Source organism: Salinibacterium sp. NG22 (assembly GCF_015864925.1).
Taxonomy (GTDB): Bacteria; Actinomycetota; Actinomycetes; order Actinomycetales; family Microbacteriaceae; genus Rhodoglobus.
Genome location: NZ_JADYWG010000001.1, coordinates 151364 through 163761 on the forward strand (window position 1 = coordinate 151364; position 12398 = coordinate 163761).

Sequence of the window (12398 nt, forward strand, 5' to 3'; positions counted from 1 at the left end):
GTGACATCAAACCAGAACTACCTCGCAGTCATCAAGGTAGTCGGCATCGGTGGCGGTGGCGTGAACGCTGTCAACCGGATGATCGAGCTCGGCCTGCGAGGCGTCGAGTTTATTGCGATCAATACCGACGCCCAGGCGCTGCTCATGAGCGATGCAGACGTCAAGCTCGACGTCGGTCGCGAACTCACGCGCGGACTTGGAGCCGGCGCCGATCCTGAGGTTGGCCGTCGTGCTGCCGAGGATCACGCCGAAGAGATCGAAGAGGCGCTTGCGGGCGCCGACATGGTCTTTGTTACCGCAGGCGAGGGTGGTGGAACGGGCACCGGTGGTGCTCCCGTCGTCGCCCGCATCGCTAAGTCGATCGGCGCGCTCACGATTGGTGTTGTCACGAAGCCGTTCGGTTTCGAGGGCAAGCGTCGTTCGTCTCAGGCAGAGATCGGTGTAGAGACCCTCAAGAACGAGGTCGACACCCTGATCGTCGTTCCCAACGACCGCCTCCTTGAGATCAGCGACCGCGGCATCAGCATGCTCGAAGCATTCTCGACCGCCGACCAGGTTCTGCTTGCTGGCGTTCAAGGCATTACCGACCTCATCACGACCCCGGGTCTGATCAACCTCGACTTCGCCGACGTCAAGTCGGTCATGCAGGGTGCCGGTTCTGCACTGATGGGTATTGGCTCATCACGCGGGGCCGACCGGGCGATAAAAGCAGCAGAACTTGCTGTGGCGTCACCGTTGCTCGAAGCCAGCATTGACGGAGCGCACGGCGTGCTGCTCTCGATTCAGGGCGGATCAAACCTCGGTATCTTCGAAATCAACGATGCCGCTCGTCTGGTTCAAGAAGCCGTTCACCGTGAGGCCAACATCATCTTTGGTGCCGTCATCGACGACACTCTGGGCGACGAGGTTCGCGTCACCGTCATTGCCGCTGGCTTCGACGGGGGAGAGCCCTCGGCTAAGCCTGTTGAGGGTCGCCGCACCAACTACGTTGTTCCCGAGCCCCCGGCCGAGCACATCGCAGCTGACGAGAAGGCTCCGAGCAAGGAAGCCGATTGGAAGTCGCAGCCGAGTGCAGTTCCCGCGACACCGATCGATCGCAGTTTCGATGATGACGACGAGAACGACAACGATCTCGACGTTCCTGACTTCCTGAAGTAGTCGCAATGGTCGACCTGACTCCGTTAGGCGAACGACTCGCAGAGGTCGACGACACGATCGCGGATGCCGCACGCGCGGCATCCCGCGATCTGTCGTCAATCACGCGCATCGTCATTACCAAGTTCCATCCGGCGAGCCTCGTCCGAGAGCTGCACGGATTGGGCGTTCGTGACATTGGCGAGAATCGTCATCAGGAAGCGCAACCGAAGGCGGCCGAGTTGGCTGACCTCGATTTGCGGTGGAACTTTGTCGGTCAGTTGCAAAGCAAGAAAGCACGCCAGGTGCGGGCCTATTGTCAGGCGGTGCACTCCGTAGATCGTGATTCATTGATCACCGCGCTGGCCAACGACGACGCTGACACTGAGCTTGATGTGTTCGTTCAAGTCAACCTCACCGATGATTCCGGTCGCGGTGGCGTAGTGCCCGCTGAGCTGGAAGCCTTCGCCGACCGCGTCGCTGCCGCGTCAGGGCTGCGGTTACGCGGCCTCATGGGCGTTGCGCCGCTCAACGGCGACCCAAGGCCTGCCTTCGCCGCTCTGCGGGCGTTGTCCGAGCGCGTGCAGCTGAACCATCCCGAGGCTGCAGCGTTGTCTATGGGCATGTCAGGAGACTTCGCCGAGGCTATTGCCGAAGGCGCGACACACCTACGAATTGGCACGGCAATCACGGGAAAACGACCCGACCATGGTTAATCTCGAAGCAGAAGCTTCACCATTCGGAGGATTATCATGGCCAACCCACTGCGCAAGACAATGGTCTACCTCGGCCTCGCCGATGAGGACTACGAGTACGAGCAGGGACCAGCCGCGCCGGCTGCCCCTGTTGCAGCAGCACCCGCACCAGCGAGTTCTAACCGTGCCCCGGTTACTCCGTTGCGTCGCGCTGCACCCAGCACTGCGGAGGCAGAGATGAACGAGATTTTGACGGTGCACCCGCGCCAGTACAAGGATGCTCAGCTCATTGCTGAGAACTTCCGCGAGGGCATCCCCGTGATCATCAACCTGTCGCAGATGAGCGAGCCGGATGCTCGTCGTCTCGTGGACTTTGCCAGCGGACTCTCGCAGGGCCTCTACGGCAAGATCGAGCGCGTCACTAGCAAGGTCTTCTTGCTTTCTCCGGCACACGTTGCCGTGAGCGGCGAACAGGCTGAAGTTGAGTCTGACGTCGACGCTTCCTTCTTCGCTCAGTAGCCGCACTGCACGGCGGGTGATGTGAAGCCCGCTAATCTAGAGGGGTGAATCCCGTTTCTGTTATCGCCCTGGTGGCTTACTACGCCATCACTTTGTTCATGTTCGCGATGTGGGCTCGGTTCATTCTCGATCTCGTCGTCGTCTTCGCTAGAGGATGGCGCCCCAGCGGCATTGGACTGGTTCTTTCTGAGCTTGTGTTCACGATCACTGATCCTCCGATCAAGGCGGTTCGCAAAGTTGTCCCGATGATTCGAATCGGCAACGGAGCACTCGATCTGTCGTGGATGCTGGTCATGCTCGTATGCATCATCCTTACCTCCATTTTGCGGGGCTTTTAGAACTAGCCGCGACAGATGTACTCTTATCGGAGAGCATGCGGCAACTAATCAGGTTTCGTTACTACGATGTGATGCGAACGTTGAACGTTGTGTATACGTTGAAAGAAAGTGTTAGAGGTGGCGGAAATGGCTTTGACTCCAGAAGACGTGGTCAACAAGCGGTTTGAATCAACTAAATTCCGCGAGGGATACGACCAAGATGACGTCGATGACTTCCTCGACGAGGTTGTTGTTGAATTGCGCCGTCTTAACCAAGAGAACGACGAGCTTCGTCAGCGCTTGAGCGCTGCAGAGGCTCGCGCAACTGAACTTCAGCAGAACGCGAGTAGCGCTCCTGCTGCCGCTGCTCCTGCCGCGATTGCCGCTCCGGCGCCCGCTGCAATTGAAAGCGCGCCCGCTCCTGCTGCACCCGCCGCCATCGAGCCGGCGTCGTCGGTCCTCGACGACGCTAGTAGCACCAACAATCTTCTTCAGCTCGCGCGTCGCTTGCACGAAGAGCACGTCCGCGAAGGCGTTCAGAAGCGCGACGCTCTTATCGCTGAGGGTCAGGCATCCGCTGCCGAGATTCTCGCTGAGGGCAAGGCATCTGCCGCCGAAGTTGTGGCTGCAAGCAAGGCAACAGCCGCTGAGCTCGTTGCCGAGGCTGAAGCGCAGCAGCGCGAGCAGATCGGCACTCTCGAACGCGAACGTGAAGCTCTTGAGGGTCGCATCGAGTCCCTTCGCAGCTTCGAGCGTGAGTACCGCGAGAAGCTCAAGAGCTACATCGAAGGCCAGCTTCACGATCTCGATTCTTCGAGCCTCGTCACCGCTGGTGGTTCAGCAGCTCAGCAGGGCCAGGCTCCGGCATCGCAGCCTTCTGGTCACTTGACTCCGGAAGACTTCGCTGCGCCTCAGTCGGCACAGCAGCCTCCCGCCAGCTTCTCCGGATTCTCCGGTAGCTAGTTTTTCTGCAATGGCCGTCAGTCGGTCGGTGAGAGCTTAGGCTCCGCCGCCGCTGGCGGCTTTTGCTGTGTTCGCACCAATCCCAGCCGCGCTGGGGGAGTGCGGCACGTCCGTTTAAACGCATCACTATCAAGGAGCATCATGGAAACCCGAAGCTTGCCGGTTCCTGAGGGCCTTGCGGGGCAGCGCGTCGACGCAGCTCTCGCCAAACTGCTGGGTTTCTCCCGCACCTTCGCCGCTGAGGTAGCGGCGGGCGGCGGAGTGACGATGGATGGTGTTGCCGTCGGTAAGTCTGACCGCCTCGTTGACGGTTCCTGGCTCGAAGTATCGTGGGTTTCCAAGACCGAGCCTCAGATCGTCCCCGTAGTTCTTGACTCTCTTGGCATTATCTACGACGACGAGCACATTGTTGTTGTCGATAAGCCAGCCGGAGTGGCGGCGCACCCTTCAATTGGCTGGGATGGCGTTACGGTACTTGGCGCGCTAGCAGGTGCGGGTTACCGCATTTCGACCTCGGGTGCCGCAGAGCGTGCCGGAGTCGTCCACCGTCTAGATGCTGGAACAAGTGGTCTCATGGTGGTCGCGAAGTCTGAGCTGGCCTACACCGAACTCAAGCGTGCATTTCATGACCGTGAAGTCAGCAAGATCTATCACTCTGTCGTGCAGGGGCACCCCGACCCGCTCGCCGGCACCATCGATGCGCCGATCGGGCGTCATCCGGGCTCCAGCTGGAAATTTGCAGTGGTCTCGGGCGGCAAAGACTCGATTACCCACTACGAAACGTTGGAAGCGTTCCCGTCGGCCGCTCTGGTCGAGGTGCACTTAGAGACCGGGCGCACGCATCAAATCCGTGTTCATATGGCCGCGCAACGGCATCCCTGTGTCGGGGACACCATGTACGGTGCCGACCCCACGATTTCGACGCGGCTGGGACTAACGCGGCAGTGGTTGCATGCCCATAAGCTCGGTTTTGCCCATCCCGCAACGGGCGAACAGGTCTCGTTCGAGTCGCCGTATCCGGCTGACCTTCAGGCAGCACTTGAGGTGCTTCGAGCCGACTAGGGCGCGTCAGTTATAGTCTCGTCGGCCCGCTGGCTTAGGCTGGATTTCGAAAGAATTCGGAGTGTCTTTGGCTGCCAATAACGACTCGTTTGTGCATTTGCACGTTCATAGTGAGTACTCGATGCTCGACGGAGCGGCTCGCGTCGGTCCGCTCTTGGATGCCGCTGTTGAGCAGGGCATGCCCGCGATCGCCATCACTGACCATGGCAACATGTTCGGCGCTTACGACTTCTGGAAACAGGCGACAGCCCGCGGCATCAAGCCCATTATCGGCACAGAGGCATACGTCACCCCTGGCACGTCGCGAAGAGATAAGACGCGGGTGCGTTGGGGCGGTAGCCACCAGACGCGTGATGACGTCGGTGGTAGTGGTGCTTACACCCACATGACATTGCTTGCCCAGAACAACGAAGGCATGCACAACCTCTTTCGGCTGTCGTCACGAGCATCTATTGAAGGTTTTTATTTCAAGCCTCGAATGGACCGCGAACTTCTGAGCGAGTACTCCAAGGGCATTACCGCCACAACCGGCTGTGTCGGTGGCGAAGTTCAGACGAAGCTCCGCCTTGGCCTGTACGACGAGGCGAAAATAGCCGCGGCTGAGTTCCAAGACATTTTCGGCAAAGAAAACTTCTTCGCTGAAATCATGGATCATGGCATCGATATCGAGCGCCGCACAATGCTCGATCTTCTGAAGCTCGCTAAAGAGCTCGATATGCCTCTGCTCGCGACGAACGACTTGCATTACACGCATGCTCACGATGCCACGGCACACGCCGCGCTCCTGTGCGTGCAGTCGGCATCAACGCTCGACGACCCGAACCGTTTCAAGTTCGATTCGAGCGAGTTTTACCTTAAAACGGCTGCTGAAATGCGGTCGCTGTTCCGCGAACATCCTGAAGCCTGCGACAACACGCTGCTTATTGCCGAACGCAGTGAGATCAGCTTCGAAGGCCGCGACCTCATGCCACGTTTCCCTGTTCCCGAAGGGGAGACCGAGGCGACCTGGTTCGAAAAAGAGGTCGCCCGTGGCATGAACAAACGGTTCAACAACGCACCGTCTGACGCGCACCTCGCCCAGGCGAAGTACGAGGTCGATGTCATTCAACAGATGGGGTTTCCCGGCTACTTCTTGGTGGTCGCAGACTTCATCGAATGGGCAAAGTCCCAGGGCATCCGCGTCGGACCAGGGCGTGGATCCGCCGCCGGCTCGATGGCGTCCTATGCCGTGGGCATCACAGAACTTGACCCTCTTGCGCACGGGCTAATCTTCGAGCGCTTCCTCAATCCCGAGCGTGTGTCGATGCCCGACGTCGACGTCGACTTTGACGACCGGCGCCGCGGCGAAGTCATCCGCTATGTCACCGACAAGTATGGTGACGACCGGGTTGCGCAGATCGTCACCTACGGAACGATTAAAGCCAAGCAAGCTCTTAAAGACTCCGCTCGCGTGCTCGGAATGCCGTACTCGGTCGGTGAGAAGCTGACGAAGGCGATGCCTCCCGCCATCATGGGAAAGGATATTTCCCTCGGCGACGTGCGCAATAAAGATGCGGCACGGTACAAAGAAGCCGCCGACATCCGGGGCATTCTCGATACGGACCATGAAGCGGCGAAGGTCTTCGAAACCGCTGTTGGCCTCGAGGGACTCAAGCGCCAGTGGGGTGTGCACGCCGCCGGCGTTGTGCTGTCTGCAGAGCCATTGCTCGATGTGCTTCCCATCATGCGTCGTGAAGATGACGGCGCTATCATTACCCAGTTTGATCAGCCGCCGTTGGAGAGCCTCGGCCTGATCAAGATGGACTTCTTGGGTCTTCGTAACCTCACGGTGATCGAAGATGCTCTCAAAATGATCGCTGCCAATACTGGTTCACCTTTGATCATTGAAGACCTCGATCTCGATGCCGACCAGAAGACGTACGATTTGCTGGCGCGAGGCGACACTCTCGGGGTGTTCCAGCTTGATGGCGGCCCCATGCGAGCGCTGCTCAAGCAGCTGAAACCCACCAACTTCGAAGACATCTCGGCTGTAATCGCGCTGTACCGCCCGGGTCCTATGGGCATGAACTCCCACACCAAGTACGCGCTGCGTAAGAACGGCTTGGAAGGGATCGATGCGATCCACCCCGAGCTTGAAGAGCCGCTGAAAGAAATTCTCGGCACGACCTTCGGCCTCATCGTGTACCAAGAGCAAGTGATGTCTGTGGCGCAAAAGGTCGCAGGCTTCACTCTGGGTCAAGCCGACGTTTTGCGTCGCGCAATGGGTAAGAAGAAGAAGGAAGAACTCGACAAGCAGTTCATCGGCTTCGAAACCGGAATGCTCGACAACGGCTTCAGTAAAGAGGCCGTAAAGGTCCTCTGGGAAACCCTGATGCCCTTTGCCGACTACGCCTTCAACAAGGCGCACAGCGCCGGCTATGGCGTGCTCAGCTACTGGACGGCGTACCTCAAGGCGAATTATCCCGCCGAATACATGGCAGCGCTGTTGACGAGTGTTGGTGACTCCAAAGACAAGCTGGGCATGTACTTGAGCGAGTGCCGTCGCATGGGCATCAAGGTTCTGGCGCCAGACGTTAACGAGTCGACGGTGAACTTCACCGCTGTGGCTGGCGACATCCGATTCGGTCTCGGAGCAGTGCGCAACGTGGGCGCTGCGGTTGTGGAGCAAATCGTTCGGGCGCGCACTGAAAAGGAGCGCTTCGAATCGTTCCACGATTTCTTGCGGAAGGTATCGATCCAAGTCGCCAACAAGCGCACGGTCGAGTCTCTGATCAAGTCGGGAGCCTTCGATTCGCTCGGGGCGACCCGTCGTGGCCTGTTGGAGATTCACGAAGACGCGTGCGATTCAGCCGTCAGCCTCAAACGAAACGAAGCCAACGGTCAAGTAGACCTCTTCGGCGGAATCTTCGATTTCAACGAAGACGAGGATGGCGTTCCCGAGCGGCCGGAGTGGTCGAAGCGCGACAAGCTCGCGTTTGAGCGCGAAATGCTGGGCCTGTATGTTTCTGATCACCCGCTATCGGGTCTTGAGATTCAGCTGGCGAAGCATCAAGACTTCACCATCACTGAGGTGCTTTCGGGCGACGTGGTCGCGGATGGCGAGCATGTTTCGATCGCCGGGTTGGTGACGAGTGTGCAACATCGGGTAGCCCGCAATAGCGGTAACCAGTACGGAATCGTCACCGTCGAAGACTTCGGCGGCGAAATCGACGTCATGTTCTTGGGCAAGACCTATCAAGAATTTGCGCCCGGGCTGGTCAATGACTCCATCGTCGTGGTTCGCGGTCGCGCGAGTGCTCGCGACGATGGCATGAACCTGCACGCAGTGAGCATGTTCTCGCCCGATCTAGGTGCGAGTTTGGGTTCTGGGCCGATCGTACTGACGCTAAAAGAACAGCGAGCCACGACCGAGGTTGTTTCGGGACTTGGCGAGGTCCTCATCCGTCATTCCGGAAACATCGAGGTGCGATTACGCCTCGTGCGTGACGATGTTGCGCGGGTCTTTGAGCTCCCGTATCGGGTGAAAGTTTCGGCAGATCTCTACGGAGAGTTGAAGTCGCTGCTTGGCCCGGGCTGCCTCGGCTAGGACTGCACGAAACGCGTTAGCGCTGCTCGTCGTCCGTGAGCTCGACGGGACGCATATAAGTGCGTTCGTGGTAGAGCAATGCTTCGTCTTCGGTGCCAAGGGTGCCGTGGTCGATTTCGACGACGACAATCGCATTGTTATGCACGGGATGCACTTCAATGATGTGTCCGATCGCGATCGCGGTCGCTTCCTCAAGCAGCGGGAGGCCGTGTTCGCCTGGGCTCCAGTGGTCGCCCACAAATCGCAGGTCATGATCGGCCGCCATCTTCTCGGCCAGATGACGGCTTCGCGGGCCGAGCATGTGGATAGCAACTCTGTTGCCGACGGTGATGGCAGGCCAAGAACTGGAGACTTGAGCCATGTTGAAGGTGGCTAGCGGTGGCACGGCAGCAAGCGAGGCGAGAGACGTGGCGGTGAAGCCGACAGGGTGGCCGTCGGGCGCGAGCGAAGTGATCACTGCGACGCCGGCTGCGTGTCGTCTGAAGGCGCCTTTGAAGGCGTCGATTCCGTCTGCTACTTCTGAATTTTCCATGTGCTTGCTACAACCCTAATTGGAGTAGGCGCATTCCTTGCAGATAACGAACTAGCATGGTTGAGCTATGTCGCTGAATACTATTGATCTTCGGTCCGCCGCTTTGAGTCGTGCGGAACTCACTCGTGTCATCCCTCGCGCCCAAATGGACGTGTCTGTTGCGTCTGCCGCGGCCATCCAACTGATTGAGGATGTACGCGAACACGGCGAGCAAGCGTTGCTCGATCAAGCAGAGCGCCTCGATGGAGTGCTTCCTGAGCGCGTACGAATTCACGCGGATGAGATCACTCGCGCCACGCGGGCGCTCCAACCTGCCGTACGCGAGGCTCTCGAACTCGCAATCGACCGAGTGCGCACTGCGAGCAAAGCGCAGGTGCCGCCCGCGATGATGACTCAGTTGGGCGACGGCGCCGAGATTATTCAGCGCTGGCAGCCTGTCAACCGGGTCGGTCTCTACGTTCCCGGCGGCAAGGCCGTGTACCCGTCGAGTGTGATCATGAACGTCGTTCCGGCGCAGGTCGCTGGTGTCTCTTCCGTGGCCTTGGCCTCTCCGCCTCAACGAGCGTTTGGGGGAGCAGTTCACCCGACGATCCTCGGCGCCGCCGGTCTTCTTGGCGTCGATGAGGTCTACGCGATGGGCGGTGCCGGTGCAATTGGCGCGTTTGCCTATGGCGTTCAGGAGTTGGGGCTCGACCCTGTTGACATCATCACTGGTCCGGGAAATGTCTACGTAGCGGCGGCGAAACGTGCCGTTCGTGGTGTGGTTGGCATCGATTCCGAGGCCGGCCCTACCGAGATTTTGATTATCGCTGATGGTTCTGCTGATCCGCGCCTCGTTGCTGCCGACTTGCTGAGTCAAGCAGAGCACGATGAACTTGCGGCCGCCGTGCTTGTTACAGACTCAGAAGAACTTGCGGATGCCGTTCGCACGCACCTGGCCGAGCAGCTTGCCGTGACGCCGCACTCCGTTCGCGCGAGCGCCGCTCTCGACGGCCAGCAATCAGCGATCGTCCTCGTGAGCGATATGGCAGCCGCTGCCGCGCTCAGCAATGCGTATGGCCCGGAGCACCTCGAGATTCAGACGGAAGAGTCTGGTGCCGTGCTCGACATGATCGATAACGCCGGAGCAATTTTCTTGGGTGATCAATCACCCGTGAGCTTGGGGGACTACCTCGCTGGCTCCAATCACGTGCTTCCTACAGGCGGTCAATCTCGCTTCTCTTCCGGGCTCGGGGCGTATACCTTCCTTCGCCCGCAGCAGATCATTCGCTACAGCCATGACGCTCTCCGCGAGCTGGAGCCGCACATTGTGGCGTTGAGTTCTGCTGAGGATCTTCCTGCCCACGGTTCGGCTGTGAGTGAACGATTCCGCGACCGCTAAGCGGGTACTCTTAAGGCATTATGTATTGCCCTTTTTGTAGGCATCCTGACAGCAGGGTTGTTGATTCGCGCACCAGCGATGATGGTCTTTCGATTCGTCGTCGCCGGCAGTGCCCCGAGTGCGGTCGCCGTTTCTCGACCACCGAGACCGCTTCGTTGAACGTCATCAAACGCAACGGTGTTGTCGAGTCCTTTAGCCGCGAGAAGATCGTGAGCGGCGTGCGCAAGGCGTGCCAGGGGCGCCCGGTCACGGATACTGACCTCGCAGTGTTGGCGCAGAAGGTTGAAGAGGCCATTCGTGCGACAGGCGCTGCTCAGATTGATGCCAACGAGATCGGCCTAGCGATTCTTTCGCCGCTGCGCGATCTCGACGAGGTCGCCTACTTGCGTTTCGCGAGCGTTTATCAGGCGTTTGACTCGCTCGACGATTTTGATGCTGCTATTAGCCAACTGCGGTTGGATCACGGCACCGCTTCTAACTAAACCATCCGGTTTCGCTGTTTCCCGCCTTCTATCGCTGAGAGCACCGTTAGCTATGTACGACTTCTTTTTCCGCACTGTTCTCAAACGACTCGACCCTGAGTTTGCTCATTCGCTGGCCTTTTCGGTGATCAAGGTGCTTCCGGTGATTGGTGTGGGCACGCTACTGCAGCGTCCGGTGGATCCTGCGCTTCAGGTGAAAGCTCTGGGGCTGACCTTTGATTCACCGTTCGGTGTCGCAGCAGGCTTCGATAAGTCGGGTTCCGGCATCCACGGGCTCGGACAATTGGGCTTCAGCCATGTTGAAGTCGGCACGATTACGGCGTTACCGCAGCCTGGCAACCCCAAGCCGCGGTTGTTTCGGCTTGTTGCCGACCGCGGAGTTATCAACCGTATGGGCTTCAATAATGCGGGGGCGTCCAAAGCCTCGATGGTGATTGAGCGCGCTCGTAAACGCCCGGGGCGTCCGATCATCGGCATCAACATCGGCAAGTCGCGCGTTGTTGCCGTCGAGGATGCCGTTGCGGACTACCTCTCGAGCACTCGTGCCCTCGCGCCGCTCGCAGACTACTTAGTGGTGAACGTCAGTTCCCCCAATACTCCGGGGCTACGTGGCCTTCAGGAGATCGACAAGCTCAAGCCGCTGTTGGTTGCGGTCAAGTCGGCTGCTGGCCAGACTCCCGTGCTGGTCAAGATTGCCCCTGATGTTTCGGATGACGAGGCTCGGGCCATTGCTCAGCTTGCGGTCGACGAACTCGACGGCATCATCGCCACGAACACGACCCTGTCGCGTGAGGGCCTTGCGACCCCTGTCGACGTCGTTGAGGCCGCCGGAGCCGGGGGAGTGTCGGGCAAGCCTGTCGCTGCTCGCTCGCTCGAGCTTTTGCGCGTAATTCGCGCCGTTGTTCCCGCCGATTTCTGTGTGATTTCAGTGGGCGGCGTCGAAACGGCTGCGGATGTCGCTGAGCGTCTCCGCGAGGGAGCGACGCTCGTTCAGGGCTACACAGGCTTCATTTATCGCGGCCCGTTGTGGGCGCGCTCAATCAATCGCGGTCTCTCGAAACTGTTTCGCGCAGAGAACGCTGCATAGCCGATTCCCTCAGGAACCGGCCGGCGTCGTGACTAGCTCGGGAACTGGCCGCGCTTCACCTGAGGCTTCGGCAAACGCATGATGCGCAGCTGAAGCGAACGCATCGCGGCGTACCAGCGCACGCGCTCGGCGCGAGACTCACCAAATTTGGCGTTGATCAGTTTGCGCAAGCGCAGTCCGAGTAGAACGGCGTCGATTGCGGCGATGATGAAGAAGCCCCACAGGAAGAGCAAGCCGAGGGCTTGAATCGTGGGGTCGTTGATGAACGTGAGGATAATCACGGCGAACATCACGGGGACAAGCAGCTCGCCCACGTTAAAGCGCGCGTCTACGTAGTCGCGCACGAAACGCTTCTGCGGACCGCGGTCGCGGATCGGCAGGTATTTTTCTTCACCGTTCGCCATGCCCACGCGAGCTCGTTCGCGTTCGACCTGCATTTGGGCCCGAGCGGTACGCTTAGCTTCTTTGCGGTCGTTGGAGACCAGCGGGCGAAGGTTTGCGGCCTCACGTTCTTTGCGCGTGGGGGTGGGACGTCCTTTGCCGGAACTGACGCTGTCGTTCGCGTCGGAGTTCTCAGGATTGGGAGTGTTTTCGGTCGAAGATGTTTTTGCCACGGGGTTCCTTGCGTTGGTGTCAATCT

12 protein-coding genes are annotated in these 12398 nt (G+C 59.3%); 10 read left to right on the top strand and 2 right to left on the bottom strand.

What is annotated here, in order from left to right; translation table 11 throughout:
- The 7 genes from ftsZ to dnaE all read left to right on the top strand — a co-directional run bounded on the left by ftsZ (position 1) and on the right by dnaE (position 8276).
- Complete coding sequence (gene ftsZ, locus I6E81_RS00765; RefSeq protein WP_197105527.1) at positions 1–1158, top strand: cell division protein FtsZ; 1158 nt, start codon at positions 1–3, stop codon at positions 1156–1158.
- A gap of 5 nt (positions 1159–1163) precedes the next feature.
- Positions 1164–1850, top strand: coding sequence for a YggS family pyridoxal phosphate-dependent enzyme (locus I6E81_RS00770; protein ID WP_197105528.1), 687 nt, complete (start codon positions 1164–1166; stop codon positions 1848–1850).
- Positions 1851–1886: 36 nt separating this feature from the next.
- The gene (locus tag I6E81_RS00775; protein WP_197105529.1) at positions 1887–2348 is read left to right on the top strand and encodes a cell division protein SepF; all 462 of its coding nucleotides are present in this window, start codon (positions 1887–1889) and stop codon (positions 2346–2348) included.
- 44 nt (positions 2349–2392) lie between these two features.
- Positions 2393–2686 (top strand): YggT family protein, encoded by a 294-nt coding sequence (locus I6E81_RS00780; protein WP_197105530.1) that lies wholly within the window; start codon positions 2393–2395, stop codon positions 2684–2686.
- Positions 2687–2812: 126 nt separating this feature from the next.
- Positions 2813–3628 carry a DivIVA domain-containing protein gene (locus I6E81_RS00785; RefSeq protein ID WP_197105531.1) on the top strand — a complete coding sequence of 272 codons (816 nt, stop codon included), beginning with the start codon at positions 2813–2815 and terminating at the stop codon, positions 3626–3628.
- A 141-nt stretch (positions 3629–3769) separates the two neighbouring features.
- Positions 3770–4690, top strand: coding sequence for an RluA family pseudouridine synthase (locus I6E81_RS00790; RefSeq protein ID WP_197105532.1), 921 nt, complete (start codon positions 3770–3772; stop codon positions 4688–4690).
- 67 nt (positions 4691–4757) lie between these two features.
- Complete coding sequence (gene dnaE, locus I6E81_RS00795) at positions 4758–8276, top strand: DNA polymerase III subunit alpha (RefSeq protein WP_197107106.1); 3519 nt, start codon at positions 4758–4760, stop codon at positions 8274–8276.
- Positions 8277–8292: 16 nt separating this feature from the next.
- Here dnaE and I6E81_RS00800 read toward each other — a convergent pair whose 3' ends face one another.
- Positions 8293–8808, bottom strand: a complete 516-nt coding sequence (locus I6E81_RS00800) for a flavin reductase family protein (RefSeq protein ID WP_197105533.1) — start codon at positions 8806–8808, stop codon at positions 8293–8295.
- A gap of 67 nt (positions 8809–8875) precedes the next feature.
- Between I6E81_RS00800 and hisD the strand changes: the two genes are divergently transcribed.
- The 3 genes from hisD to I6E81_RS00815 are packed head-to-tail and all read left to right on the top strand — an operon-like array spanning position 8876 to position 11758.
- On the top strand, positions 8876–10189 hold the full coding sequence (hisD, locus tag I6E81_RS00805; RefSeq protein ID WP_197105534.1) for a histidinol dehydrogenase: 1314 nt from the start codon (positions 8876–8878) through the stop codon (positions 10187–10189).
- A gap of 20 nt (positions 10190–10209) precedes the next feature.
- On the top strand, positions 10210–10671 hold the full coding sequence (gene nrdR / locus I6E81_RS00810) for a transcriptional regulator NrdR (protein ID WP_197105535.1): 462 nt from the start codon (positions 10210–10212) through the stop codon (positions 10669–10671).
- Between the two features lie 52 nt (positions 10672–10723).
- Entirely contained in the window at positions 10724–11758 is a 1035-nt protein-coding gene (locus I6E81_RS00815; protein WP_197105536.1) for a quinone-dependent dihydroorotate dehydrogenase, read from the top strand.
- Positions 11759–11790: 32 nt separating this feature from the next.
- Here the strand turns inward: I6E81_RS00815 and I6E81_RS00820 are convergent, their stop codons facing one another.
- The gene (locus I6E81_RS00820) at positions 11791–12372 is read right to left on the bottom strand and encodes a DUF3043 domain-containing protein (protein WP_197105537.1); all 582 of its coding nucleotides are present in this window, start codon (positions 12370–12372) and stop codon (positions 11791–11793) included.
- Between the last annotated feature and the right edge of the window lie 26 nt (positions 12373–12398).